Source organism: Pseudomonas sp. Pseusp15 (assembly GCF_059492165.1).
In genome coordinates this window covers 5,122,066-5,146,810 of record NZ_CP168523.1, presented here as the reverse complement: position 1 = coordinate 5,146,810, position 24,745 = coordinate 5,122,066, and the positions used below count along the sequence as shown (strand labels likewise).

At 60.4% G+C, this 24,745-nt stretch carries 24 protein-coding genes and 1 tRNA gene; 19 read left to right on the top strand and 6 right to left on the bottom strand.

Going from position 1 to position 24,745, the window contains the following annotated elements; all coding sequences use genetic code 11:
• Position 1 precedes the first annotated feature (1 nt).
• A complete protein-coding gene (gene pgaC / locus ACEN8R_RS23250; protein ID WP_018929378.1) occupies positions 2–1,357 on the top strand; it encodes a poly-beta-1,6-N-acetyl-D-glucosamine synthase in 1,356 nt (451 codons plus the stop codon).
• Complete coding sequence (gene pgaD / locus ACEN8R_RS23245) at positions 1,354–1,881, top strand: poly-beta-1,6-N-acetyl-D-glucosamine biosynthesis protein PgaD (RefSeq protein ID WP_495624379.1); 528 nt, start codon at positions 1,354–1,356, stop codon at positions 1,879–1,881. Before pgaC ends, pgaD begins: the two co-directional genes overlap by 4 nt.
• Positions 1,882–2,036: 155 nt before the next feature.
• Here the strand turns inward: pgaD and ACEN8R_RS23240 are convergent, their stop codons facing one another.
• Positions 2,037–3,566, bottom strand: coding sequence for an FAD-dependent oxidoreductase (locus tag ACEN8R_RS23240; protein WP_086944188.1), 1,530 nt, complete (start codon positions 3,564–3,566; stop codon positions 2,037–2,039).
• Between the two features lie 140 nt (positions 3,567–3,706).
• On the opposite strand from ACEN8R_RS23240, the gene ACEN8R_RS23235 reads away from it, so the two are divergent.
• The 5 genes from ACEN8R_RS23235 (at position 3,707) to ACEN8R_RS23215 (ending at position 7,585) form a co-directional block, all read left to right on the top strand.
• A complete protein-coding gene (locus tag ACEN8R_RS23235) occupies positions 3,707–4,267 on the top strand; it encodes a YbhB/YbcL family Raf kinase inhibitor-like protein (protein ID WP_495624378.1) in 561 nt (186 codons plus the stop codon).
• Between the two features lie 87 nt (positions 4,268–4,354).
• On the top strand, positions 4,355–6,088 hold the full coding sequence (locus ACEN8R_RS23230) for a vWA domain-containing protein (RefSeq protein WP_495624377.1): 1,734 nt from the start codon (positions 4,355–4,357) through the stop codon (positions 6,086–6,088).
• An 8-nt stretch (positions 6,089–6,096) separates the two neighbouring features.
• Positions 6,097–6,678, top strand: a complete 582-nt coding sequence (locus tag ACEN8R_RS23225) for an RNA polymerase sigma factor (RefSeq protein WP_018929373.1) — start codon at positions 6,097–6,099, stop codon at positions 6,676–6,678.
• A complete protein-coding gene (locus ACEN8R_RS23220; RefSeq protein ID WP_018929372.1) occupies positions 6,675–7,295 on the top strand; it encodes a hypothetical protein in 621 nt (206 codons plus the stop codon). The genes ACEN8R_RS23225 and ACEN8R_RS23220 overlap by 4 nt, the downstream gene beginning before the upstream one ends.
• A gap of 20 nt (positions 7,296–7,315) precedes the next feature.
• Positions 7,316–7,585 carry a hypothetical protein gene (locus tag ACEN8R_RS23215; protein WP_018929371.1) on the top strand — a complete coding sequence of 90 codons (270 nt, stop codon included), beginning with the start codon at positions 7,316–7,318 and terminating at the stop codon, positions 7,583–7,585.
• A gap of 79 nt (positions 7,586–7,664) precedes the next feature.
• On the opposite strand, the gene ACEN8R_RS23210 is transcribed toward ACEN8R_RS23215, so the two are convergent.
• Positions 7,665–7,741 (bottom strand) — tRNA-Arg (locus ACEN8R_RS23210).
• 349 nt (positions 7,742–8,090) lie between these two features.
• On the opposite strand from ACEN8R_RS23210, the gene gabD reads away from it, so the two are divergent.
• The 3 genes from gabD to ACEN8R_RS23195 all read left to right on the top strand — a co-directional run bounded on the left by gabD (position 8,091) and on the right by ACEN8R_RS23195 (position 12,359).
• Positions 8,091–9,533 carry an NADP-dependent succinate-semialdehyde dehydrogenase gene (gene gabD / locus ACEN8R_RS23205; protein WP_018929370.1) on the top strand — a complete coding sequence of 481 codons (1,443 nt, stop codon included), beginning with the start codon at positions 8,091–8,093 and terminating at the stop codon, positions 9,531–9,533.
• Between the two features lie 197 nt (positions 9,534–9,730).
• The gene (gene gabT, locus ACEN8R_RS23200; protein ID WP_018929369.1) at positions 9,731–11,008 is read left to right on the top strand and encodes a 4-aminobutyrate--2-oxoglutarate transaminase; all 1,278 of its coding nucleotides are present in this window, start codon (positions 9,731–9,733) and stop codon (positions 11,006–11,008) included.
• 136 nt (positions 11,009–11,144) lie between these two features.
• Positions 11,145–12,359, top strand: a complete 1,215-nt coding sequence (locus ACEN8R_RS23195; protein WP_018929368.1) for a response regulator — start codon at positions 11,145–11,147, stop codon at positions 12,357–12,359.
• Between the two features lie 48 nt (positions 12,360–12,407).
• Here ACEN8R_RS23195 and ACEN8R_RS23190 read toward each other — a convergent pair whose 3' ends face one another.
• Complete coding sequence (locus ACEN8R_RS23190; RefSeq protein WP_495624376.1) at positions 12,408–13,397, bottom strand: GGDEF domain-containing protein; 990 nt, start codon at positions 13,395–13,397, stop codon at positions 12,408–12,410.
• A gap of 249 nt (positions 13,398–13,646) precedes the next feature.
• A complete protein-coding gene (gene desA / locus ACEN8R_RS23185) occupies positions 13,647–14,831 on the bottom strand; it encodes a delta-9 fatty acid desaturase DesA (protein ID WP_018929366.1) in 1,185 nt (394 codons plus the stop codon).
• Between the two features lie 148 nt (positions 14,832–14,979).
• Here desA and dibA point away from each other — a divergent pair, with 148 nt between their 5' ends.
• From dibA to ACEN8R_RS23155, 6 genes are all read left to right on the top strand, one after another.
• On the top strand, positions 14,980–16,899 hold the full coding sequence (gene dibA / locus ACEN8R_RS23180; RefSeq protein WP_018929365.1) for a phosphodiesterase DibA: 1,920 nt from the start codon (positions 14,980–14,982) through the stop codon (positions 16,897–16,899).
• 311 nt (positions 16,900–17,210) lie between these two features.
• Positions 17,211–17,393 (top strand): sulfur starvation response protein OscA, encoded by a 183-nt coding sequence (gene oscA / locus ACEN8R_RS23175; RefSeq protein WP_018929364.1) that lies wholly within the window; start codon positions 17,211–17,213, stop codon positions 17,391–17,393.
• 131 nt (positions 17,394–17,524) lie between these two features.
• Positions 17,525–18,538, top strand: coding sequence for a sulfate ABC transporter substrate-binding protein (locus ACEN8R_RS23170; RefSeq protein ID WP_018929363.1), 1,014 nt, complete (start codon positions 17,525–17,527; stop codon positions 18,536–18,538).
• A 71-nt stretch (positions 18,539–18,609) separates the two neighbouring features.
• Positions 18,610–19,428 (top strand): sulfate ABC transporter permease subunit CysT, encoded by an 819-nt coding sequence (gene cysT / locus ACEN8R_RS23165; RefSeq protein WP_018929362.1) that lies wholly within the window; start codon positions 18,610–18,612, stop codon positions 19,426–19,428.
• 13 nt (positions 19,429–19,441) lie between these two features.
• Positions 19,442–20,311 (top strand): sulfate ABC transporter permease subunit CysW, encoded by an 870-nt coding sequence (gene cysW / locus ACEN8R_RS23160; RefSeq protein WP_007941037.1) that lies wholly within the window; start codon positions 19,442–19,444, stop codon positions 20,309–20,311.
• A gap of 3 nt (positions 20,312–20,314) precedes the next feature.
• A complete protein-coding gene (locus tag ACEN8R_RS23155) occupies positions 20,315–21,304 on the top strand; it encodes a sulfate/molybdate ABC transporter ATP-binding protein (protein WP_018929361.1) in 990 nt (329 codons plus the stop codon).
• Positions 21,305–21,420: 116 nt separating this feature from the next.
• Here the strand turns inward: ACEN8R_RS23155 and ACEN8R_RS23150 are convergent, their stop codons facing one another.
• The gene (locus ACEN8R_RS23150) at positions 21,421–21,939 is read right to left on the bottom strand and encodes an Mpo1 family 2-hydroxy fatty acid dioxygenase (protein ID WP_258612940.1); all 519 of its coding nucleotides are present in this window, start codon (positions 21,937–21,939) and stop codon (positions 21,421–21,423) included.
• A gap of 84 nt (positions 21,940–22,023) precedes the next feature.
• Between ACEN8R_RS23150 and ACEN8R_RS23145 the strand changes: the two genes are divergently transcribed.
• The 3 genes from ACEN8R_RS23145 to ACEN8R_RS23135 all read left to right on the top strand — a co-directional run bounded on the left by ACEN8R_RS23145 (position 22,024) and on the right by ACEN8R_RS23135 (position 23,660).
• Entirely contained in the window at positions 22,024–22,710 is a 687-nt protein-coding gene (locus tag ACEN8R_RS23145; protein WP_018929359.1) for a Crp/Fnr family transcriptional regulator, read from the top strand.
• A 70-nt stretch (positions 22,711–22,780) separates the two neighbouring features.
• Complete coding sequence (locus ACEN8R_RS23140) at positions 22,781–23,110, top strand: hypothetical protein (RefSeq protein WP_018929358.1); 330 nt, start codon at positions 22,781–22,783, stop codon at positions 23,108–23,110.
• 184 nt (positions 23,111–23,294) lie between these two features.
• A complete protein-coding gene (locus ACEN8R_RS23135; RefSeq protein WP_018929357.1) occupies positions 23,295–23,660 on the top strand; it encodes a response regulator in 366 nt (121 codons plus the stop codon).
• A gap of 71 nt (positions 23,661–23,731) precedes the next feature.
• Here ACEN8R_RS23135 and ACEN8R_RS23130 read toward each other — a convergent pair whose 3' ends face one another.
• Entirely contained in the window at positions 23,732–24,736 is a 1,005-nt protein-coding gene (locus tag ACEN8R_RS23130; protein WP_018929356.1) for an AraC family transcriptional regulator, read from the bottom strand.
• Positions 24,737–24,745 lie beyond the last annotated feature (9 nt).

Below are 24,745 nucleotides of genomic sequence, written 5' to 3'. Positions count from 1 at the left end.
CATGCTGGACAGACTTCTGGCCCTATTGGTTCTGGCGATCGTCCTGGGGGTTCCCCTCGGGCTGATCTTTCTGGTCACCGGGCAATTCCTGATGGACTTCGTGTTCTTCTACCCACTGTTCATGTCGGGGCTGTGGATCGCCGGCGGCCTGTATTTCTGGCTGCACTGGGAGCGGCACTGGCCGTGGCAGGACGACACCTTGCCGCCACCATTGGCCGGCGAACCGCTGATCTCGATCCTGATCCCTTGCTACAACGAAGGCGACAACGCCGCCGATACCATCCACGCGGCGCTGGCCCAGCATTATCCGAACATCGAAGTGATCGCGATCAACGACGGCTCCAAGGACAACACCGCCGCGGTGCTCGACGCACTGGCGGCGCAGGATCCGCGTTTGCGGGTGCTGCACCTGGCGGAGAACCAGGGCAAGGCGGTTGCCCTGCGCATGGGCGCCATCGCGGCGCGCAGCGAGTACCTGGTGTGCATCGACGGTGACGCGCTGCTGGCGCCGAACACCGCGGCCTATCTGGTGGCGCCGATGCTCGACAACGCGCGACTGGGCGCCGTGACCGGCAACCCGCGAATCCGCACCCGTTCGACCCTGATCGGCCGGGTACAGGTCGGCGAGTTCTCCTCGATCATCGGCCTGATCAAGCGTACCCAGCGGGTGTTCGGGCGGATCTTTACCGTCTCTGGGGTGATCGTCGCCTTCCGTCGTACGGCCCTGAACCGGGTCGGCTACTGGAGCCCGGACATGATCACCGAAGACATCGACATCAGTTGGAAGCTGCAACTGGATCACTGGAGCATTTTCTACGAGCCCCGCGCGTTGTGCTGGATCCTCATGCCGGAAACCCTCGGCGGCCTGTGGAAGCAGCGCCTGCGCTGGGCCCAGGGCGGCGCCGAGGTGTTGTTCAAGAACATCCGGGGCATCTGGCAATACCGCCATCGTTACCTGTGGCCGCTGCTGTTCGAATACTGCCTGTCCACCGGTTGGGCCTTCACCTTCCTGTTGTCGGTGATTTTCTGGGGTGTCGGCAACTTCGTCGAAATGCCGCCCGCCATTGCCGTCCATCACCTGATGCCGCCGGCCTTTACCGGGCTGCTATTGGCGGTGGTTTGCCTGGTGCAATTCGCGGTCAGCATCATGATCGATCGCCGTTACGAAAAAGGGCTCGGCAGGACCATGTTCTGGGTGGTCTGGTACCCGCTGGTGTTCTGGTTCATCAGCCTGCTCACCACCCTGGTCAGCTTCCCCAAAGTGCTGTTTGGCCAACATCAGAAGCGCGCGCGGTGGGTCAGTCCGGACCGGGGCATCAAGCCGCTGGATGACGATGAAGAGGAGGTCATCAAATGAAAATCATCAGAACCCGGCAGCGGCCCTTTTTGGTCGTTCTCGATGTTTTCTTCACCGTGCTGGCCTGGATCGGGCTGCTGTATTTGCTGGCGCGGGGTCTGTGGCCGTTGATCGATACCCATGACGGGCCGCGCATCGATGGGTCGTTTTTCGACGCCCTCGGCACATTGCAGATCTACCTGTGGGTGGCGCTGTTCAACGCGGTGATCCTGATTGGCTGGGCGCGTTATCAACAGCGCAAAAGCAAGAGCTTCGCCCAGCGCCGTTTGCCGGCGCCGGTGGTGGACGATCAGGGGCTGAGCAAAAGCTTCAAGCTCACCGGCGACCGGCTGGAGAAACTGCGCGCACCGGGCTCGATGACCATTCACAACGATCAGGAAGGCGATGTCAGTCACGTCGTTACGCACTTTACCCCGGTCGACCCGTCTAAACTGCCGCCGCCTTTGGCGCCATTGGAACATCCACTGGTGATCCGCCTGCCGGCCGAAGATGATGACAACCGCGAGCCGATAAGCCATCTCTAGGTATATGTTCATCTGTGGCGAGGGAGCTTGCTCCCGCTGGAGGCCGAAGGTCTCCCGATGCCATTAACCGCGCTGTCGTTGATAGAGCGCGGTCACCGATTTTGCGTCTGCTTCGCAGACGAACGGGAGCAAGCTCCCTCGCCACTAAGTCGCCGTCAGCTCAGGTCCCGAACCAGGCGCCACGCCTCGTCCATCGACAGCGGTTGTTTCATCCGTTCGGCGAGCATCGCCATGGCCCGTTCCTGATCGCAGGCAACGGCCGCCGCTACCACGCCGTTTTTGGCGAACAGGCCAATAAACGGTGGATGCTCTGGGTCGCCTTTGAATTCAACCTCGTCCCAGGCCTCGGCGTGTCCGAGGTAGTCGTAGTTTTTGCCGAAGTGCCAGGTCCAGAAATACGGCACGTCGAGGTAGCGTTCGTCGCCGCCGAGCATATTCGCCGCTGCAATCCGCGCCTGTTGCTGGGCCAGGCGCCAGTGTTCGATCCGTTGGGGCTGGCCATTGAGCGGGAAGGTCGCGATATCGCCGACGGCCCAGAGCCCGTCGGTCACGCGCATGCCGCCGTCGACCTTCAATGACTGATCTTTTTCCTTCGGCAGATCGGTAAACGGGGTGGTCGCCGGGGTGACGCCAATGCCGACCAGCACCAGATCCGCCGGCAAGCGCTGGCCGTTGTCCAGCAGCACCGCTTCGACTTTGCCTGTGCCTTCGATCTTCGCCGCTTCGCCATCGGTATGAAACACCACACCATTGGCCTCGTGCAGGGCACGAATCGCCTTGCCGACGGCCTCGCCGAATTGCGCCTCGAAAGGGATGGCATGGCGCGTCAGGACGGTGACATCCAAGCCGTACTGACGCAGGGATGAAGCGGATTCCAGACCAATGAAGCTGCCGCCGACAATCACTGCCCTTTGACCCGGTTTTGCGGTGGTCAGAATCTGCTGCGCCTGCGCCTTCGAGCGCAACACGAACACCTGCGGCAGATCGGCGCCTGGCAGCGACAGGGATTTTGGTATGCCACCGGTCGCAATCACCGCGGCGTCATAGCTCAACGATTGACCATCGGCCAGGCGCAGGGTCCGGTTCGGTGCATCCAGGCCCATCACATCGCTGTTTATCCGTTCAATGCGCTGTTCACGATAAAAGTCCTCATCGCGCAGCGGCGGAACTTCGTCCGGTGGCATTTCCCCGGCAATCACGAATTTGCTCAATGCCGTACGGTCGTATCCGGCTTCGGGCTCACGGTCGATCAGTAGCACCCGACCGCCGAAGCCTTTCTCCCGCAGCGCCGCCGCGCAGGCCGTCCCCGCTGCACCGGCGCCGATGATCGCAAAGGTCCGCTTATCATCCTCCGGCGGGGTGCTGGGGCCGGGCATCGGCTGGTCGTCGACCCAGACCTCATCGTCGCGCAACTCCAGCGGATAGCGCCGCAGACTGTCCAGGGACGGTGGCTCGCACAGCGCGCCGTCTTCGAGCCGATAAGCCGCCTTGTGCCACGGGCAGATCAGTCGGCCCTCACACAGCGCACCTTTGGCCAAGGGAGCCCCGGCGTGGGGGCATCTGCCCTGATAGGCGCGCAATTGATCGCCGACCCGCAGCAAGACGATTTTCATCTTGTCGATCCGGACTTCAAGGCCACGGTCGAGGGGCACATCGGCGAAACGGGCGACGCGGTGCAGTGCCATGATCGATCTCCAGGCAGGTGTTTCACTTAGGAGTTTGGCGCTTATTCCCAGGTTCAGCCAATTCCCACTGCCACCGCGCGAACGGTCCGGCTATAGTTTGCGTGCCGACGACGGCCCCACCCCGCACAAGGTGCACCGGTATGACCCGATTGACCTCTTTGAACCCTTGGCTGGCGGCCGTTGCAGTCGCCCTTTGCGTGCAGTTGCCGGCGCAGGCCCAGGAGCGTTTCACCCTCAGCATCCCCGGCGTTTCAGACAATCGGCTGTTCACGTCGGCGGAGGCCAGCGATGCCAGCGGTTGCGGCGGCAAGAATCAGTCCCCGGCCCTGAGCTGGAACGCCGGCCCCCAGGGCACCCTCAGCTATGCCATCGTCATGCACGACCCGGACGGCCAGAAGGGCCTGGGCGTCGATCACTGGATTCGTTACGGCATCAAGGCCACGACGCGGCAGATCCCGGCCGGTGTCGGCACTAAATCCACCCTCGAAGGCGTGGGTGGCACCAACATCAAAGGCACCACCACCTACATCGGCCCGTGCCCGCCCATCGGTGACAGCACCCATCACTACATCATCCAGATCTACGCCCTGGACCTGGCGCCAGAAGCCTTGCCTGCCGGCCTGACCCGCGCGCAGTTGCTGGAACAGATCAAAGGCCATGTGCTGAAAAACAGCAGCGTGGTGCGGCGTTATCACCGCTGAAGATTTTTCACGTCGGCTTAACCCGAACCCGGCGGGCTGTCCGTCTCAGAGGATGAATGAGTCAATTTCCTCCTGAGGTCAGCCCCCATGTCCCTTCCTCTGCATGTCCTCCGCCCGGCCGCCCAGGGTTTCGCCGCCGGGTTGCTGCTGGCCGTTGCCGGTTGCGGCGGTTCATCCACACCACCCTCTGAGACGGGCAACCCGGCAGCGGTTGCGCCCCCAGCTCAAAATGCGCCGAAAACCGAAGCATTGGTGCGCGAAGCGGCCATGGCGGACACCGCGATGGCCAAGGGCAGCGCACGACCTGGTCCGTTGGTCGCTTTCGCGCCAGTGCCCGCGGGTGAAACTTATCCACAGGGCTACCGGGATGAACAGCGCGAGCAATATCAGGCGCTGGCGGATAACCCGATTCACAGCGTGGCCGAAGCGCCGGTCTCGACCTTCAGCGCCGATGTCGATACCGGCGCGTACGCCAATGTCCGGCGCTTGCTCAATCAGGGGCGTTTACCGCCGGAAGGAGCGGTGCGGCTGGAGGAAATGGTCAATTACTTCCCCTACGATTACGCCTTGCCCACTGACGGCTCACCGTTCGGTGTGACCACCGAGCTGGCGCCGTCACCGTGGAACCCGCATACCCGGTTACTGCGCATCGGCATCAAGGCGTCTGATCACGCAGTGGCGGAACTGGCCCCGGCGAACCTGGTGTTTCTGGTGGATGTGTCTGGTTCCATGGACCGTCGCGAAGGCTTGCCTCTGGTCAAAAGCACCCTGAAATTGCTGGTCGATCAATTGCGCGAGCAGGACCGGGTTTCACTGGTGGTCTACGCCGGAGAATCCCGTGTGGTGCTGGAGCCGACTTCCGGACGGGAAAAAGCGAAAATTCGTACCGCCATCGATCAATTGACGGCGGGCGGCTCGACCGCCGGCGCATCGGGTATCGAACTGGCTTACCAAATGGCGCAACAGGCGTTTATCCCCAAAGGCATCAACCGCATCCTGCTGGCCACTGACGGTGACTTCAACGTCGGCATCAGCGACTTCGACAGCCTCAAGCAAATGGCTGTGGATAAACGCAAGACCGGCGTGTCCCTGACCACCCTGGGTTTTGGTGTGGATAACTACAATGAACACCTGATGGAACAACTGGCCGACGCCGGCGACGGTAACTACGCCTACATCGACAACCTGCGCGAAGCGCGCAAGGTGCTGGTGGATCAACTCGGCTCAACCCTGGCGGTGGTGGCGAAAAACGTGAAGCTGCAGGTGGAGTTCAACCCGGCTCAGGTCAGCGAATATCGGCTGTTGGGTTATGAGAACCGCGCCTTGAAGCGTGAGGATTTCAGCAACGACAAAGTCGACGCCGGAGAAATCGGCGCAGGGCACACGGTGACGGCGCTGTACGAAATTGTGCCCAAGGGCGAGAAGGGCTGGCTGGAACCGCTGCGCTACGGCAATTCCGGGGCAGAAGTTTCCGCAAAAACCGGAGAATTGGCGATGCTGCGGGTGCGTTATCAGTTACCGGAAGGTGGGAACAGTCGCTTGATCGAGCGGCCAATCCTGAAGGGGGAGGCCGGTAAACTCTCGGCCGCCAGCGATGACCTGCGCTTTGCCGCCGCCGTCGCTGCCTTTTCCCAGCAGCTCAAGGACGGGCGCTACACCGGTGATTTCAGCCTGAAAGACACCGAAGCCCTGGCCCGTGGCGCACGGGGTGATGACCCGTTTGGCCTGCGCGGTGAGTTCGTGCAATTGGTGGAATTGGCGCAGAGCCTGCGAGCCTCCACCGCCTCGAATCAACCGCCCAACGACAACCGGATAGAGTGAAAGCTGACATGTCCGATCCTGCAATCAGCTCAACCGCCAGCAGCGATGAATCGCTGCTGGCGCGCTACCGCTCTGGCGACGGGCCGGCGTTCGAAGTTTTGTACGCCCGCCACCGCCAGGGCCTGTATCGATTCCTTCTCGGCCTCAGCGGCAAACCCGAACTGGCTGAAGAGGTGTACCAGGAAACCTGGCTGAGCCTGATCCGCAGCACCAGTCAGCCACAAGGCCGGGCGAACTTTCGTACCTGGCTCTACCAGATCGCCCGCAACCGCCTGATCGATCACTGGCGCAAACATGGTGTCCACAACCCCTTGCACGACAGCTATGACGAACAGGCCCACGCCCTGATCGACGACGCAACCGACCCTGAACAACTGCTGAGCCTGAGCCGCGACGGTCAACGCCTCGAAACCGCCCTGCAAACCCTGCCCGCCGACCAGCGCGAAGTGTTCCTGCTGCGCGCCCACGGCGACCTCGACCTGCCGCAGATCGCCACCCTCACCGAAACACCGCTGGAAACCGTTAAAAGCCGCTTGCGCTACGCCCAGCAAAAACTGCGTCGGCTGCTGGCCGAGGAGGTACTGACATGACTGACGCCAAACAAACACCGCCATCGCCCGACGATGAAGTGCTCAAGCATTTCCGCGACCACAGCAGCGGCGAACCACCGGCCCATCTCGACGCCTTCATCCTCGCCACCGCCCACCGCGAAGCCCCCGCGCCGAAGCCCAGCCTGTGGCAACGCTGGCTCCACGCCTGCCAACAACCCCGCTGGCAAGTGGCATTCGCCAGCCTCGTCGGCGTCGCGCTGATGCTGGCGCTGGTGCAACGCACGCCCGAGCAATTGCCGAATTACGACTTCGCGCCTGCGCCCAAAGCCTCCGCCCCGGCTGCTAAACCGGAAGCCGCTGCCCGCTCCCTGGATGAACCGACCGGCGCCATGTCCGCTCCCGCACCGGCTGCGCCAATGGCGGAGTTTTCTGCACCGATGCAACGAGAGTCGATCAACAGCGAAATGGCCGACGAAGCCAAACTCAGCAAACGCGCCGCCGCGCCGGCCAAGTCACTGGATGATCAATTACGTGAAGTGATGCGCCTGCAAGACGCCGGTCAGACCCAAGCCGCCGAAGCGCTGATGACGACATTACACAAGCGCTTTCCCAAGGAAAACCTGGCGGCCAAACTCAAGGAAATGCAGAAAAAATGAGCTGAGCAGCGGTCGCCGATTTGGCATCGACACCCGAAAGCGCGCACTATCAGCCCATAGCCGATGCGTTGGAGGATGCCGTGGCCCAAAAAATCGACCGCATCGCCCAAATGCTCAACTGCCCGGTGAAGGGTGAGGAACTGAGGCGAGCAGTGACTGAGAGTCGTAAGGAGTTTCTTCTGGCGAAGCAGGCAGAAGAGGATCTTGAGGAAGACGTTCTTGATGATGAGTTGATCGAGGACGAAGACGACGATGATGAGTACGACGAGTTTGATTGGACGACAGAATGAAAAAACCGCTTTGGCGGTTTTTTTGTGCCCACAAAAAAGCCCCAGACCCTAAGACCTGAGGCTTTCTCGTTTCTACATATGGTGCACCAGGCGGGATTCGAACCCACGACCCCTGCCTTCGGAGGGCAGTACTCTATCCAGCTGAGCTACTGGTGCAATGCGGGCGCCATGATACTCATATGCGTTGCGGGCGTCCATGCTGCTGAATCGTCTGCGTTTTTCCAAAGCGTAACCGGCGTTTGCTACGTTGATCAGAAAAAATAGGCAAATGCGGCGTTTTCGTTCTTTTTTTCGAACAGCCTATTGTCCTTTACCCCCTTTGATCCTAGGATTCGTTTGAGATTTCAAACGCTCTTGTCTGGGTGCTGAACCGCACGAGTTCGATCAGTGCGCTATTTATGTGCTTCAGCCCGGTGAATGATTTCCCTGACGGCAGCCTATAAGGCGCCTTTCTACAATCATAATTCGCTCCGCGCTGGCCGCGGTGCTGTTAAGGAAAGCCGACATGCAGCTTAAAGACACCCAGTTGTTCCGCCAGCAAGCCTTTATCGATGGCGCTTGGGTCGATGCGGACAACGGTCAGACGATCAAGGTCAACAACCCGGCAACGGGCGAAATTCTGGGTACTGTGCCGAAAATGGGCGCTGCCGAAACCCGCCGTGCGATTGAAGCTGCTGATAAAGCGCTGCCGGCCTGGCGTTCACTGACCGCCAAGGAGCGCGCGAACAAGCTACGTCGCTGGTTCGAGCTGATCATCGAGAACCAGGACGACCTGGCTCGCCTGATGACTCTGGAGCAGGGCAAGCCATTGGCTGAAGCCAAGGGCGAGATCGTTTACGCCGCTTCCTTTATCGAGTGGTTCGCCGAAGAAGCCAAGCGCGTCTACGGTGACGTGATTCCGGGCCACCAGCCAGACAAGCGCCTGATCGTGATCAAGCAGCCGATCGGCGTGACCGCTGCGATTACTCCGTGGAACTTCCCGGCTGCAATGATCACCCGTAAAGCAGGCCCGGCCCTGGCCGCCGGTTGCACCATGGTGCTCAAGCCTGCATCGCAAACTCCGTTCTCTGCATTCGCCCTGGCTGAACTGGCCCAGCGTGCCGGTATTCCGAACGGCGTGTTCAGTGTGGTGACCGGCAGCGCCGGCGACATCGGCAGCGAGCTGACCGGCAACCCGATCGTGCGCAAACTGTCGTTCACCGGCTCGACCGAAATCGGTCGTCAGCTGATGACCGAGTGCGCCAAGGACATCAAGAAAGTCTCGCTGGAACTGGGCGGCAACGCGCCGTTCATCGTGTTCGACGACGCGGATCTGGATAAGGCTGTCGAAGGCGCGATCATTTCCAAGTACCGCAACAACGGCCAGACCTGCGTCTGCGCCAACCGCCTGTACATTCAGGATTCGGTCTACGACGCGTTCGCCGAGAAGCTGAAAGTCGCCGTGGCCAAACTCAAGATCGGCAACGGTCTGGAAGACGGCACCACCACTGGCCCGCTGATCGACGAAAAAGCCGTGGCCAAGGTTCAAGAGCACATTGCTGACGCCGTCGGCAAAGGCGCCACCGTGCTGGCGGGTGGCAAGAGCATGCAAGGCAACTTCTTCGAGCCGACCATCCTGACCAACGTGCCGAACAACGCGGCCGTGGCCAAGGAAGAAACCTTCGGTCCGTTGGCGCCGCTGTTCCGCTTCAAAGACGAAGCCGACGTGATTGCGATGTCCAACGACACCGAATTCGGTCTGGCCTCGTACTTCTATGCGCGTGACCTGGGCCGTGTGTTCCGTGTGGCTGAAGCCCTGGAATACGGCATGGTCGGCGTCAACACCGGGTTGATCTCCAACGAAGTCGCGCCGTTCGGCGGCATCAAGGCGTCGGGCCTGGGCCGTGAGGGCTCCAAGTACGGCATCGAAGATTACCTGGAAATCAAATACCTCTGCCTGGGCATCTAAGCCCGAAGGGATAGGCCCGGCAAGGCATTGCTTCAAACGCAAAGGGCACGAGAGCGCTGTCCCTTTGCGCGCTTCAAACGGAATTTTCTCTGTGGCCGGGAACGCTGTGGCAGTCGATCATCGCATGCTGCCGTAGTTGCTTCCCCGCCGCTTAATCCTTGAACCACGCCGACCGATGAGCGGCGAATGAGGAATGTATGAGCAAGACTAACGCTGAGTTGATGGCCCGCCGTACCGCTGCCGTACCCCGTGGTGTTGGCCAGATTCACCCGATCTTCGCCGACCACGCGAAGAACGCCACCGTGACCGACGTTGAAGGTCGTGAGTTCATCGACTTCGCCGGCGGTATCGCCGTGCTGAACACCGGTCACTTGCACCCGAAAGTCATCGCCGCCGTGACTGCGCAGCTGAATAAGCTGACCCACACCTGCTTCCAGGTGCTGGCCTACGAGCCGTACGTGGAAGTGTGCGAAAAAATCAACGCCAAGGTGCCGGGTGATTTCGCCAAGAAAACCTTGCTGGTGACCACCGGCTCCGAAGCTGTGGAAAACTCCATCAAGATCGCCCGCGCCGCCACTGGCCGTGCCGGTGTGATCGCGTTCACCGGCGCTTACCACGGTCGCACCATGATGACCCTGGGCCTGACCGGTAAAGTCGTGCCTTACTCGGCCGGCATGGGCCTGATGCCAGGCGGCATCTTCCGCGCGCTGTACCCGAACGAACTGCACGGTGTGAGCATCGACGATTCGATCGCCAGCATCGAGCGCATCTTCAAGAACGACGCCGAGCCGCGTGACATCGCCGCGATCATCATCGAGCCGGTGCAGGGTGAAGGCGGTTTCTACGTCGCGCCTAAAGAGTTCATGAAGCGTCTGCGCGCTTTGTGCGACCAGCACGGCATTCTGTTGATCGCTGACGAAGTGCAGACGGGCGCTGGCCGTACCGGCACCTTCTTCGCCATGGAGCAGATGGGCGTCGCCGCCGACCTGACCACCTTCGCCAAATCCATCGCTGGCGGCTTCCCGCTGGCCGGTGTGTGCGGCAAGGCCGAATACATGGACGCCATCGCTCCAGGCGGCTTGGGCGGCACTTACGCCGGTAGCCCGATCGCTTGCGCCGCGGCCCTGGCCGTGATGGAAGTGTTCGAAGAAGAGCATCTGCTGGACCGTTGCAAAGCGGTTGGCGAGCGTCTGGTGACTGGTCTGAAAGCCATTCAGGCCAAATACCCGGTGATCGGCGACGTGCGTGCCCTGGGTGCGATGATCGCTGTCGAGCTGTTTGAAAACGGCGACAGCCACAAGCCGAACCCGGCTGCTGTAGCCGCCGTTGTGGCCAAGGCTCGCGACAAGGGCCTGATCCTGCTGTCGTGCGGCACCTACGGCAACGTTCTGCGCGTGCTGGTACCGCTGACTGCGCCGGACGAGCAACTGGACAAAGGCCTGGCGATCATCGAAGAGTGCTTCGCCGAGCTCTGATCCGTTTGTGAACTGATCGACAAAAAACCCGCTTCGGCGGGTTTTTTTATGCCTCTTGAAACACATCAGGAGCAATTGGGCTGTATCGAATGGCCAGCATTGACTAAGGTGCAAGCATTGCCGTTGGAGTGTGCAGATGACTGCTGTGGTGTTACCCGCTGTACCGCGAGTGTTGATTGCCGAGGCGGACCCTTGGTCCCGCGACCTGCTCAAGCAGGTGTTGTTGAATGTGCGCTGCGACGCACGGCTGGACCTGTGTGCCGATGGCCAGGAAACCCTGCAGCTGTTGGCAGAGAACCCTTATGACCTGGTGATCGTCGACTGGGAGTTGCCCGGCGTCGATGGCCTGAATGTGTTGCGCAGTGTTCGTCAGCGCAAACGTAATCCGCCGTTGCCGTTCATTCTGATGAGCAGCCGCAACGACAGCGCCAGCGTGCGTGAAGCCTTGCCCCTGGCGCCCACGGCGTACCTGACCAAACCCCTGGACATGGAAAACCTGACCCAGCGTTTGCAGGATTTGCTGTTGAACGCGGGTGAAGAGGTGTCCTGCGAAGTGCCGTCTCTGGCGCCGGGCATGACCTTGTCGGTGTATCTGGAGCGGCGGCGCGAACTGGCCGACGGCGCGCCGCTGATGACCGATGTGCAGGTGGCGATCAAACGTAGCCTCAATCCCGATGGCCTCGATCTGGTGCGGCTTGAAGACGAGATCCGCACGGATCCGCAAGTCACCGCCGTGCTGATCGCCGCCGCCAACAGCGCGGCCCAGCATCATGGCGCCGCCGTGCAAACCCTGTCCCAGGCGTTGCATCGCTTGGGGACCGGGCAAAGCATGAACCTGATTCTGGGCCTCGCCCTCAAACGCAGTGCCCGGCTCAGTGATCCGCAACTGGCGGACTATGCCGAGCGCTATTGGGAATTGTCCCTGCACACCGCGGAATACGCGCGAACGCTGGCGCGCTTGCTGGATCTGGATCAGGAGCGCTGTTATTGCGCGGGCATGCTGCACCGCCTCGGCGACCTGGCGTTGCTGCGCTGTTTGCAGGAGTGGAAGCAGGCCGGTGGTGAGCTGGATGAATGGGAGGAAGTCGGCGATGCCCTGGCCGAATTCGGCGCGGCCTACGGTTCGGCGCTGCGTACCCGCTGGCGCCTGCCGCTGGAGCTGCGTGAGCTGATTGCGGCGGTTTATCAGCTCGGTGGCGGGGTTTACTCCCGCGAAGCGCTGGTGATGAACATGGCCGCGCAACTGGCGCGCCTGACCGAGCATGAGGGGATCGAGGCATTGGCCAAGAGCCGCACGGCGCGGTTGCTCAAGATCGGATTGCCGGAGCTGATGCGCTTGCGCAAAAAATAGGCTTTGTAGATCGTTCCCACGCAGAGCGTGGGAACGATCTACATGGGCTCAGCCAGAGATTATCCGGTTCTTGCCCTGGCGCTTGGCCTGGTACATCGCCGCATCGGCGCGGGCGAACAGGCTGTCGAGGTTTTCATCCTCGGGCGTGAGGCTGGTCAGGCCCTGGCTGACGGTGATGCCGAACGTCTGGTCGTCATGGCTGAAACTCAACCGTTGAATCTCCCGTTGCAGGCGCTCGGCCACTTGCATGGCCATGTCCGGTGCACATCCGGGGAACACCGCGGCGAATTCCTCACCGCCGATCCGCCCGAACAGATCACCACGCCGCAGGGCCGCGCGACCGCTCTCAGCGATGCGTTGCAGCACCTTGTCGCCTTCCGGATGGCCGTAGGTGTCGTTGATCACTTTAAAGTCATCGATGTCCAGTAGCAGGAAGGCCAGCGGCTTGCCTTGCTGGCGTGCCTGCTCGAATTCGTGATTGGCACATTCGAAGAAGTGTCGGCGGTTGCTGCTTTGGGTCAGCACGTCGGTGGTGGCCAGGCGGTGGAGCTCGGTTTCCATCTGCTTCTTTTCGGTGATGTCTTCGGCAATGCCGACGATGATCACTGGCTGGCCCGGTTCGGCCTGGCGGTTGATGAAGCACTTGTCGCTGAGCCAGCGCACCTGGCCGTCGGCGGCGATGATGCGGTACTCGCGGTCTTCAACGGCGCCGTTGACCAGCACTTGCCCCAGGCTGCGCTCGGCGTAGTCCAGATCGTCGGGATAAACACTGTCGCGCCAGTGGTTGTAGTCGGACAGCAACAGGCCAGCGGGGCGGCCGAAGATCCGGTCATAGGCCGGGCTGACGTAGAGGACCTGACGGGTTTCCCAGTTGAATGCCCAAAGCACGGCGTTGACGCTGACCAGCAGCGAGCTGAACAGCTGTTCGCGTTCGCTCAGGCGCGCCACTTCGCCCTGCGCATGCATCAGCGCCATCAGCGTTTGCGCGGCCTCGGGCCACTGCGGAAGGGATGTGTCTTGTAGGTTTTTATTGACCATCGGCACAAGTCTCAAAGGGCGTGCCGCTATTTCGACAGCGGCCAACACAAAGCCCGCCGGGGTGGCGAAGTGTCTTTGAGATAGGAGATTTGGGGCGAAGTTCCCGCCTTTCGTGGCGAGGGAGCTTGCTCCCGCCGGGCGGTATTGGCGACGCGTTTTTTCAGTTAAAACGCGTCGTCAGGTATTGCGGCTGCTGCGCAGCCGAGCGGGAGCAAGCTCCCTCGCCACAGGTGCGCCCCTGATTCAGGGTCAGGCAGTGGCGGGGCGCAGGGAGTAGGTTTTCAGTTGGTCGGCGAAGTCGCGCAGGGATTGAATCCCGCTGGCCTCGGCCTCGTGTACCCAATCCTTGATGGCGGCCAGCATGTCGTGACCATTTGAGCTGGTCTTGACCCAGATCTGCTGCAGGGCCAGGCGTTTCTCGTAAATTACCTTCAGCGCCTGGCTGTGCTCGAGCATGGTCTGGATGCGCAGGTGGTGCTTGTCGTCCAGCAGGCTGGTTTCCCGCGAGAGCAGGCGTTTGGCCCGGTGGAACTGGTGGCGGACCGAGTGATCGACCTTTTCCAGCTCTTGCTTGACCAGAGGCGCGATCACCAGCTTGCGGTACTGGGCCATGATCTGGAAGCGGTTGTTGAGGATCGCCATGGCGGTGTCCATGTCCAGGTTGCCTTTGCCTTCGACACGGTGGGCGATCGGCGCAACCCGCTGGACCTTGGCCAGGCGCAGGAAGCTGAAGACCTGGATCCAGGCCCAGCCGAGGTCGAATTCCCACTTCTTCACCGACAGTTTGGCCGAGTTAGGGTAGGTGTGATGGTTGTTATGCAGTTCTTCGCCGCCGATCAGGATGCCCCAGGGCACCAGATTGGTCGCCGCATCGCGGCATTCGAAGTTGCGGTAGCCGATGGCATGGCCCAGGCCATTGACCACGCCGGCGGCCCAGACCGGGATCCACATCATCTGGATGGCCCAGATGGTGATGCCAATGGTGCCGAACAGCAGCAGGTCGATGACGCCCATGATCGCCACGCCCAGCAGTGGGAAACGGCTGTAGAGGTTGCGTTCGATCCAGTCTTCGGGGCAGTTCTTGCCGTAGATGCGCAGGGTCTCGGGGTTTTCCGCTTCGGCGCGGTACAGCTCGGCACCTTTGCGCAGAACGGTGGACAAGCCCTTGATGACCGGGCTGTGCGGGTCATCGACGGTTTCGCATTTGGCGTGATGCTTGCGGTGGATAGCGGTCCACTCGCGGGTGTTCTGCGCCGTGGTCAGCCACAGCCAGAAGCGGAAGAAATGTTTCAGGCCGGCATTGAGCTCAAGCGAGCGATGGGCTGAATAGCGATGCAGATAGACCGTGACGCCGACGATCGTGACGTGGGTCATCAGCAGGGTGACTGCCACCAGTGACCAGGGCGATAAGCCAAGAAAACCTTCGTACCACATAGCCTATAGGACCCTCGATAAAGAAAAAAACAGCCGTCGCATTATCACTTAGCCCACAGATAAAACCAGTCGCCCTTTCAGATAAGAGTGGCCGGATGTTTCTTTAATCTATAATTCCAGTCTTTTTTGTAGGGACATGGACGCTCGAATGTCAGCCACATATCGCGATGCCTTGCGTGCAGCGCTACTTTATCTGGTGCTTTCCGTAGTCTGGCTTCAGTTCAGTGGTTATTTATTGAACAGTTTCTTCGATAACTCCACCGACCTGCTGCGCTGGCAACTGATCAACGGTTATGCCTGGGTGGCCTTCAGTGCCGGGCTGATTTTCATCGCGCGGGCACGTTTGTTTCGCTGCCTGGGCGTCGGCGCCAAATTGCGTGAACGTAATGCCGACCGGGAGCGTTTGCGACAGGCGGCCGCGGTGTTCGATTGCACCCGCGAAGGGGTGCTGGTCACCAATAACAAAGGGCTGATCGTCCATGTGAACCGGGCGTTCATGGAAATCACCGGCTACCAGTGTGAGGAAGTGCTGGGTCAACGACCGAGCATGTTCAAGTCGGGCCATCACCCGCCGGGTTTCTACCAGTCGATGTTCGCGACACTCGACAGCCTCGGCGAGTGGAGCGGGGAAATCTGGAATCGTCGCAAAAGCGGCGAGATTTACCCGCAATGGCAGACGATCCGCCTCGTTCATGACGATCAGGGGCGGCTCAGCCAGTACGTTGCGGTGTTTTCCGACATCAGTGCGATCAAGAACTCCGAGCATGAACTGACGCGCCTGGCCCACCACGATCCGCTGACCGATCTGCCCAATCGCCTGCTGTTTACCGACCGTGCCGGGCAGGCTGTGGCCTCGGCGCAGGCCCATAAGCGCGGTTGTGCGTTGCTGATGATCGACCTCGATCACTTCAAATTGATCAACGACAGCCTCGGTCACAGTGTTGGTGATCAATTGCTCAAGGGCGTGGCTGAGCGTCTGAACACCTTGTTCGGCCCGGGCATCACCCTGGCGCGGCTCAGTGGCGACGAATTTGCTCTATTGGCTGAAAATTGCCCGCAACCGGGGCACGCCGCAGCGTTGGCTCAGCAGGTCGTCGATGGGCTCAAGGAGCCGTTCCAGATCGACGGGCATTCGTTGTTCATCAACGCCAGTGTCGGCATCAGCCTGTTCCCCAGTGATGCCTTGAGTGCCGAGCAATTGTTGCGCAACGCCGACTCGGCACTGTTCAAGGCCAAGAGCGCGGGCCGAGACGGTTATGCCCTCTATACCGAAGAGTTGACCGCACATGCCCAGCAACGCGTGGAGATTGCGTTCGAGTTGCGCCGAGCACTGGAGCAGCAAGAGTTGCGGGTTTATTACCAACCCGTGCACGACCTCAAGACCAGCCGTCTGATCGGCGTCGAAGCCCTGGTGCGCTGGGAGCATCCGCAACGCGGGCTGGTGTCACCGGCTGAGTTCATCCCCATTGCCGAACGCACCGGGTTGATTGCCGAGATCGATGCCTGGGTCATGCGCCAGGCCTGTCAGCAAATGTGCCAGTGGCACGCCGCAGGCGTGGTGTTGTCGTTTGTTGCGGTGAACGTTTCTTCGCGCCTGTTCGCTCGCCGTGAGTTGTACCAGCAGGTGGCTCAGGTGCTGCACGACACCGGCCTGGATCCGGCATATCTGGAGCTGGAAGTCACCGAAAGCGCGGTGATGGAGGATCCGGAAGTGGCGCTGGAGCAGATGCATCGCTTGCGTGAGTTAGGCGTGCGGCTGGCCATCGATGACTTCGGCACGGGTTATTCGTCGTTGCTGCGACTCAAGCGTTTACCGGTGCAAAAACTCAAGATCGATCAGGGATTCGTCGCAGGCTTGCCGGGTGATGAGGACGACGCGGCAATCGCTCGGGTGATCGTTGCGTTGGCGCAAAGCATGGGAATGCAGGTGCATGCCGAGGGGATCGAGCAGGTCGAGCAGGCGGCTTTCCTGCTCGAGCACGATTGCGATCTGGGGCAGGGCTACTGGTTTGGGCGGCCAGTGCCGGCGGCTTCCTTGGATTGGGTTCGGGCGCCGCTGATTGGATGAGTGCCTGAGCTGCTTCTTGTGGCGAGGGGGCTTGCCCCCGTTGGGGCGCGTAGCGGCCCCAAATCTTTGCGTCTGCTACGCAGCCGAACGGGGCGGTGCGGCGTTCCGACAAGCCCCCTCGCCACAGGGTTTTGTGTGGCCCTGAAAATAGTAGATCCCCCGCAATCCCTTGTCCCATCAAATAATGCATTCTGGTTATATAAACATTCTTAAATAGTCTTTTTAAGAATATCTGCGCCTATCTACTATTGCTCTCACGCCGTACGCAGTGCCCGCCACTGCCAGGCATATCTCATTAAAGGAGCAGCACCATGAGCGCATCCCTACGCAGTGTTGACGGGCAGGACGAAGCCACCATTTTGCGCGAGATCCAGAGCGCGTTGCGCGATCTGCGCTTTGGCGCGGTGGAAATCACCGTGCACAACGCCCAGGTGGTACAGATCGAACGCAAAGAGAAATTCCGTTTGCAGCATCCGGGCAACAAGTCGAGCTGAAGCAAAGATCAAAAGATCGCAGCCTTCGGCGGCTCCTGCGGGAGCGTCGAAGGCTTCGATCCTTGAGTCAGGCAACCCGTTCCAGACCATAAGAAAAAGCCACCACACCAAGAATTCCAGGAGCTTTCACCATGTCGTCGATTCGCCATTTTGCGTTGGCCGCCCTGGCCAGTGCCCTTTTTGCTGGTTCCGCGGTTGCCAAGGATTACGAACTGCTCAACGTGTCGTATGACCCGACCCGCGAGCTGTATCAGGACTACAACGCCGAGTTCATCAACTTCTGGAAGAAAGACCACGCTGGCGACAACGTGAAGATCCAGCAGTCCCACGGTGGCTCAGGCAAGCAGGGCCGGGCGGTGATCGACGGTCTGCGGGCCGATGTGGTGACCCTGGCCCTGGCCGGTGACATCGACGAAATCGCCAAGCTCGGCAAGAGCCTGCCGGCTGACTGGCAGAAGCGTCTGCCGGAAGCGAGCACGCCTTACACCTCGACCATCGTGTTCCTGGTGCGCAAGGGCAACCCGAAAGGCATCAAGGACTGGGGCGACCTGACCAAGAACGGTGTGGAAGTCATCACCCCGAACCCGAAAACCTCCGGCGGTGCACGCTGGAACTTCCTCGCGGCCTGGGCCTATGGCCTGAAAGCCAATGGCGGTAACGAAGCCAAGGCCAAAGAGTATGTGCAGACCCTGTTCAAGCACGTGCCTGTGCTGGATACCGGTGCTCGCGGTTCGACCATCACTTTCGTCAACAACGGTCAGGGCGACGTGTTGCTGGCCTGGGAAAACGAAGCTTTCCTGGCCTTGAAAGAAGACGGCGGCGCCGACAAGTTCGACATCGTCGTGCCTTCGCTGTCGATCCTTGCCGAGCCACCGGTGGCCGTGGTCGACAAGAACGCCGAGAAAAAGGGCAACACCGAAATCGCCGAAGCGTACCTCAAGCACCTGTACAGCCCGGCCGGCCAGGAAATTGCGGCGAAAAACTTCTATCGTCCACGTGACAAGGACGTAGCTGCCAAGTACGCCAAACAGTTCCCGACCCTGGAACTGGTGACCATCGACAAGGACTTCGGCGGCTGGAAAACCGCTCAGCCGAAATTCTTCAATGACGGTGGCGTGTTCGACCAGATTTACCAGGCGCAGTAGCCTGAAATAGATCTGCCAACGGGCCCCGATCTTGCCGTCGGGGCTTAGTGCGTTTTCAACCAAGGACTTTTATGTCGCGTCGTATCTCCCCCGTCATACCCGGCTTCGGGCTGACGCTGGGCTACACCTTGGTGTACCTCAGCCTGATTGTGCTCATTCCACTGGCGGCGATGTTCGTGCATGCCGCTCAACTGACCTGGGACCAGTTCTGGGCAATCATCTCGGCACCTCGGGTGCTGGCCGCGTTGAAGCTGAGCTTCGGCACCGCGTTGTACGCCGCGATCATCAACGGCGTGATCGGCACGCTGCTGGCCTGGGTGCTGGTGCGCTACACCTTCCCGGGGCGCAAAGTCATCGATGCGATGATCGATCTGCCCTTCGCATTGCCCACTGCCGTGGCCGGTATCGCGTTGACCGCGCTGTACACCCCCACCGGCCTGGTGGGTCAGTTCGCGGCGGACCTGGGTTTCAAGATCGCGTATACCCCCCTCGGCATCACCCTGGCGCTGACTTTTGTAACACTTCCATTCGTAGTACGTACGGTACAGCCTGTACTGGCCGATATCCCCCGTGAAGTGGAGGAGGCGGCGGCGTGCCTGGGGGCAAATCCGTTGCAGGTTTTCCGCCATATTCTGATGCCGGCGCTGCTCCCGGCCTGGCTGACCGGTTTCGCCTTGGCCTTTGCCCGTGGGGTCGGCGAGTACGGTTCGGTGATTTTCATCGCTGGCAACATGCCAATGAAAACCGAAATTCTGCCGCTGCTGATCATGGTCAAACTCGACCAGTACGATTACACCGGCGCTACCTCCATTGGTGTACTGATGCTGGTGGTTTCCTTTGTCCTGTTGCTGCTGATCAACTTGTTGCAGCGGCGCATCGAAACCCCATAAGGAGGCGCGAAAAATGTCCCAATCGTCTATTGCAGCGGCCTCCTCGAACGCCGCCCGCCGTGGCAGTGCTGCTTCGCGGCGAATCCTCATTGGCCTCGGCTGGCTGATCTTTGCGCTGTTTCTGTTGTTGCCGCTGTTCATCGTGGTGTCCCAGGGCCTGAAGCTGGGCCTGGGGGCGTTCTTCACCGCGATCTTTGAGCCGGACGCGTTGTCGGCCCTGAAACTCACGGTGATTGCGGTGTTGATTTCGGTGCCGCTGAACCTGGTGTTCGGGGTCAGCGCCGCATGGTGCGTGAGCAAATATTCGTTCCGCGGCAAGAGCATGCTGGTGACCCTGATCGACTTGCCGTTCTCGGTGTCGCCGGTGATCGCAGGTCTGGTCTACGTGCTGATGTTCGGCGCCCAGGGCTTGTTCGGCCCATGGTTGCAGGATCACGACATCCAGATCGTCTTCGCCTTGCCGGGCATCGTGCTGGCGACGATTTTCGTCACCGTGCCGTTCGTGGCCCGTGAGCTGATCCCGCTGATGCAGGAACAAGGTACCCAGGAGGAAGAGGCCGCGCGTTTGCTTGGCGCCAATGGCTGGCAGATGTTCTGGCACGTCACCGTGCCGAACATCAAATGGGGCCTGATCTATGGCGTGGTGCTGTGTACCGCGCGGGCCATGGGTGAGTTCGGGGCGGTGTCGGTGGTGTCCGGGCACATTCGCGGGGTGACCAACACCTTGCCGCTGCACGTCGAGATTCTCTACAACGAATACAACCACGTGGCCGCGTTCGCCGTGGCGAGCCTGTTGCTGATCCTGGCGCTCTTCATCCTGCTGCTCAAGCAGTGGAGCGAAAACCGTATTAACCGCCTGCGCGCCAGCGCCGCGGAGGAATAAGTCATGTCGATCGAAGTGCGTAACGTCAGCAAGAACTTCCACGCGTTCAAGGCGCTGGACAACATCAGCCTGGACATTCAAAGCGGCGAACTTGTGGCGCTGCTGGGGCCGTCCGGCTGCGGCAAGACCACATTGCTGCGAATCATCGCCGGCCTGGAAACCCCGGATCAGGGCAACATCGTGTTCCACGGCGAAGACGTTTCCGGCCACGACGTGCGTGATCGCAACGTCGGTTTCGTGTTCCAGCACTACGCCTTGTTCCGTCACATGACGGTGTTCGACAACGTTGCGTTCGGCCTGCGTATGAAGCCGAAAAACCAGCGTCCGAACGAAAGCCAGATTGCGGTGAAAGTCCACGAACTGCTGAACATGGTGCAACTGGACTGGTTGGCCGATCGCTACCCGGAACAACTCTCCGGCGGCCAGCGTCAGCGCATCGCGTTGGCCCGCGCCCTGGCGGTGGAGCCGAAAGTGCTGCTGCTCGACGAGCCTTTTGGTGCACTCGATGCCAAGGTCCGTAAAGAACTGCGTCGCTGGCTCGCGCGGCTGCACGAGGACATCAACCTGACCTCGGTATTCGTGACCCACGACCAGGAAGAAGCGATGGAAGTTGCCGACCGGATCGTGGTGATGAACAAGGGGGTGATCGAGCAGATCGGTTCACCGGGCGACGTCTACGAAAATCCGGCCAGCGATTTCGTCTATCACTTCCTCGGCGATTCGAACCGTCTGCATTTGGGCGAAGACCGGCACGTACTGTTCCGTCCACACGAAGTGTCGCTGTCGCGGCATGAACTGGAAGACCACCACGCCGCTGAAGTGCGGGATATTCGTCCGTTGGGCGCCACCACGCGGGTGACGCTGAAGGTCGAAGGCCAGAGCGAGTTGATTGAAGCTGAAGTGGTGAAGGATCACGACAGCCTGGTTGGATTGACGAAGGGTGAGACGTTGTTCTTCAAACCCAAGGTCTGGCAGAAAGTCGCCAACATTTAAGATCAAAAGATCGCAGGCTGCGCCAGCTCCTACAGTGGATTTGGGTCGAACACACATCTGTGGCCAACCCAAATCCACTGTAGGAGCTGGCGCAGGCTGCGATCTTTTAAAGCGGCCTAAGCCGCCGCATTTTTCGGATTGATTCGCACACCACCCACTCGCGCCTCGATCTGCTCTTTGAGCTCATGCCGCATCCCGAGCAAAAACGCCAACTCAGCCGCCACAAACAACGGCCCGACAATCAACCCCGTCACATCATCGACAAACGCCGGTTTACGCCCCTCGTAATGATGGCCGACAAACTGAATCGCCCAGCCCACCACAAACATCCCGATGCCGGCGCCAAGCCAGGCAAATGTGCTTTGCTGCGCAAGCACATGCCCCAGCCAGACCGATAGGCCCAGCAATACCGTCATCAGCACCCCCAGCCGCAGTTCCAGGCGCAGGTAAAACCATGCCGACACCAGTGACACCAGCACTGCCGGTGACAGCCAGCCCCCGGCCCATTGCGGACGCGACAGCAACACCGCGACCGCCACGACGATCAGGGGAATGCCCACGAAGTGGCTGGCGATATTGCGCGGATCACGGTGGTAGGCGGCGTATTGACTGAGATGGTCAACGAGGCTTTTCATTGTTATTCCTCCTGTAGGGTGATTGATGATGCCCCGGGTTCATCTCTCGCTCTGTCAGCCAGGCGACAATCTCCAGGAGTTTTCATGGACATGCAGGTTTGGCGTTCGCGCCTGATGACGGGGCAATGGTTCAGTCACTTGCCTGTTTCCTTACAGGATAGTCTGCTGGCAATCGCCAGGATTCGGCGCCTATCGCCGGGGCAACTGCTGTTCAAACGCGGTGATCCCCCGTGCGGGTTGTATGCGGTGCTTGAAGGTTCGGTGCGCATTGGCGCGGTGAATGAGCAGGGCAAGGAAGCGCTGCTAAGCCTGGTGGAACCGCCGCACTGGTTCGGCGAAATCTGCCTGTTCGATGGCCAGCCGCGAACCCATGATGCCTACGCCGTGGGCCAGTGCATTCTGTTGCACATCCCGCAAACGGCGCTGCTGGCATTGCTCGACGAACACCCGGTGTACTGGCGGCAACTGGCATTGCTGATGAGCCACAAACTGCGCCTGACCTTCATCAACCTCGAACAGCTGAGCCTGATGCCAGCCCCGGCGCGCCTGGCCCATCGCTTGCTGATGATCGCCGAGGGCTATGGTGAAATCGACCTGCCGCGCCGCGTTCTGCAACTGCCGCAAGAGCAATTGGCGTCGATGCTGTCGCTGTCGCGCCAGACCACCAACCAGATCCTCAAGGACTTGCAGGGGCAGGGAATACTCGGTCTGAGTTATGGTGAGATTGAAATTCTGGACTTGGAGAAATTACGGGCTACCTATCAGATATGACAGTAGATGGCCGAGGCTCACGAGGTGTAAAAGAAGATTGTCGAAGAAGACATCCAAAGGAGTTGGATCCATGAACGATAAGAACCAATACAAAGGTGTCGAGGGTGTCGATACGCCGACACCGAAGGCCGTCGCTGCACCTGTGGTGAACTTACCGGTACCTGATAGCGACAACGAAAACCCTGTGGAATTCTCGGGCACTGGTGAAGAGGGCTGGTTAGTCCTGGTTTACTCCATACCCACCGATGGCCAAGCTATCGCCTCTGCTATTGTTAAAAACGGTAAGTGGTCGATATCGGTGAGCCTTGATGTACGCCGCTATTCTGCGTTTGCACTGCAAAAAGATAACCGTCAGACATCTGAGTGGACGGATATATTCGATTTCACCGTCACTCGTTGATTAGTGCATTGTCAAACCTATCATTCTGCCGCGCGCGGTGTGCGCGGCTTCAGTCTGATTGTCGAAAGCCTTGGCTTTATCACCAAAACCACACTCGACAACCCCTCAGCCGGAAAACCAAGTTTGTCATGGGCAACTCACTCGAAGGGGCTTAGCCTGTAAAGCTGAACAATCGAGGTGTGCCATGCGTGTGCTGTTAGTGGAAGACGAACCCGAGACCGCCAAGCTCCTGGCCAAAGGTCTGAGCGAAGCGAGTTATGCGGTGGATGTAGCGCTCAATGGCATGGACGGCCGACGCTTTATCGAGTCCGGCGAGTACCAACTGATCATCCTCGACGTCATGTTACCCGGCCTCAACGGCTGGCAGTTGCTGCAGCAGATCCGCAAGCTCGGCGATACGCCGGTGCTATTGCTCACCACCACGGACGGCATCGAGGACCGGCTGCGCGGGTTGGAGCTGCATGAGGATGATTACCTGCTCAAGCCGTTTACCGTCAGCGAGCTGGTGAAGCGGGTGCGCAAGCTGTTGCGGCGAGATCGAGGGCGGTAGCAGTAGCGGTTTCAGTGGTGCTTGAGAAATTGCGATGGGGGCCGGAAATCTCAACACGCCTTGCGGATCTATTACCGCAACCCATCCCGAAACTGCCCCGGCGTCATTCCCGTCCAGCGCTTGAACGCGCGGCTGAAGCTGCTGGTGTCGGCGAATCCCAATAGATAACTGACCTCGCTCAACGAGCATTGCGGGTCGCGCAGGTGCAGCAGCGCCAGGTTTTCCCGACTTTCGTTGAGCAGCGCATCGAACCGACAACCTTCGTCCGCCAGGTGTCGTTGCAGGCTGCGCAAGCTCAAGTGCAGTGCTTCGGCGATGCGATCGGCCGACGGTTCGCCCTCAGGCAGTTGCTCTTCAATGGCGTCGCGAACCTTGCGCTCCCAGGTCAGGGGCTTGAGTTGCGCCAGGGTGCGTTTGAGCACGGTCTCGTTGTGTTCGGCCAGTTCCGGGTTGGCGTCGTCCAGGTGGCTGTCGAAATCCACCAGGGCGAATTCCAGTCGGTCTTCCTCGGCGGCGAAATACACCGGCGAACGGAACACTTTGTGCCATTGATGCGGGTCGGCAGGTTCCGGACGGCGCAGATAAACCGCCAGCGGCGCGTAGTCGCGGCCCAGCCGGTTACGGCAGGTGCGCACGTAAATCGCCGCGAATGCGTCGATGGCTTCGAAGGCTGGCGCGGGGTTGCCTTGGGGGATTTTCAGGCGGAAGCGGTAGCGATCCTCGGCGCGGGTCAACTCCAGGTCCAGCGCATCGCTGACCACCTGGTGATAACGCACGATGCGTTCGAACACTTCCCGCAAGCTGCCGCTGGCCACCAACGCATACCCGAGCGCATGGAACGTGGTCGGGCTGACAAACCGCGACACCCGCAAGCCAATCGCCGGGTCGCCACTGACCTGCACCGCGATTTCCCACAGGCGTGTGGTGCCGGACAACGGGTAACGGGCGTTCGGGTCGTCCATCAACTGCGGATCGAGCCCCGCCTGTCGGCACAGGGCGGTGCTGTCGAGGCCCAGCGCATCGAGCTGCTTGCGCAGGGCGCGGGTCCAGCTGGCGAGGGAGGTCGGTTCAGTCATGTCGATTGG

Bases quoted from the DNA above. Each gene is read 5' to 3' on its own strand.
- pgaC (WP_018929378.1), top strand. From the start codon at position 2: ATGCTGGACAGACTTCTGGCCCTATTGGTTCTGGCGATCGTCCTGGGG.
- pgaD (WP_495624379.1), top strand. From the start codon at position 1,354: ATGAAAATCATCAGAACCCGGCAGCGGCCCTTTTTGGTCGTTCTCGAT.
- ACEN8R_RS23240 (WP_086944188.1), bottom strand. From the start codon at position 3,566: ATGGCACTGCACCGCGTCGCCCGTTTCGCCGATGTGCCCCTCGACCGT.
- ACEN8R_RS23235 (WP_495624378.1), top strand. From the start codon at position 3,707: ATGACCCGATTGACCTCTTTGAACCCTTGGCTGGCGGCCGTTGCAGTC.
- ACEN8R_RS23230 (WP_495624377.1), top strand. From the start codon at position 4,355: ATGTCCCTTCCTCTGCATGTCCTCCGCCCGGCCGCCCAGGGTTTCGCC.
- ACEN8R_RS23225 (WP_018929373.1), top strand. From the start codon at position 6,097: ATGTCCGATCCTGCAATCAGCTCAACCGCCAGCAGCGATGAATCGCTG.
- ACEN8R_RS23220 (WP_018929372.1), top strand. From the start codon at position 6,675: ATGACTGACGCCAAACAAACACCGCCATCGCCCGACGATGAAGTGCTC.
- gabD (WP_018929370.1), top strand. From the start codon at position 8,091: ATGCAGCTTAAAGACACCCAGTTGTTCCGCCAGCAAGCCTTTATCGAT.
- gabT (WP_018929369.1), top strand. From the start codon at position 9,731: ATGAGCAAGACTAACGCTGAGTTGATGGCCCGCCGTACCGCTGCCGTA.
- ACEN8R_RS23195 (WP_018929368.1), top strand. From the start codon at position 11,145: ATGACTGCTGTGGTGTTACCCGCTGTACCGCGAGTGTTGATTGCCGAG.
- ACEN8R_RS23190 (WP_495624376.1), bottom strand. From the start codon at position 13,397: ATGGTCAATAAAAACCTACAAGACACATCCCTTCCGCAGTGGCCCGAG.
- desA (WP_018929366.1), bottom strand. From the start codon at position 14,831: ATGTGGTACGAAGGTTTTCTTGGCTTATCGCCCTGGTCACTGGTGGCA.
- dibA (WP_018929365.1), top strand. From the start codon at position 14,980: ATGTCAGCCACATATCGCGATGCCTTGCGTGCAGCGCTACTTTATCTG.
- oscA (WP_018929364.1), top strand. From the start codon at position 17,211: ATGAGCGCATCCCTACGCAGTGTTGACGGGCAGGACGAAGCCACCATT.
- ACEN8R_RS23170 (WP_018929363.1), top strand. From the start codon at position 17,525: ATGTCGTCGATTCGCCATTTTGCGTTGGCCGCCCTGGCCAGTGCCCTT.
- cysT (WP_018929362.1), top strand. From the start codon at position 18,610: ATGTCGCGTCGTATCTCCCCCGTCATACCCGGCTTCGGGCTGACGCTG.
- cysW (WP_007941037.1), top strand. From the start codon at position 19,442: ATGTCCCAATCGTCTATTGCAGCGGCCTCCTCGAACGCCGCCCGCCGT.
- ACEN8R_RS23155 (WP_018929361.1), top strand. From the start codon at position 20,315: ATGTCGATCGAAGTGCGTAACGTCAGCAAGAACTTCCACGCGTTCAAG.
- ACEN8R_RS23150 (WP_258612940.1), bottom strand. From the start codon at position 21,939: ATGAAAAGCCTCGTTGACCATCTCAGTCAATACGCCGCCTACCACCGT.
- ACEN8R_RS23145 (WP_018929359.1), top strand. From the start codon at position 22,024: ATGGACATGCAGGTTTGGCGTTCGCGCCTGATGACGGGGCAATGGTTC.
- ACEN8R_RS23140 (WP_018929358.1), top strand. From the start codon at position 22,781: ATGAACGATAAGAACCAATACAAAGGTGTCGAGGGTGTCGATACGCCG.
- ACEN8R_RS23135 (WP_018929357.1), top strand. From the start codon at position 23,295: ATGCGTGTGCTGTTAGTGGAAGACGAACCCGAGACCGCCAAGCTCCTG.
- ACEN8R_RS23130 (WP_018929356.1), bottom strand. From the start codon at position 24,736: ATGACTGAACCGACCTCCCTCGCCAGCTGGACCCGCGCCCTGCGCAAG.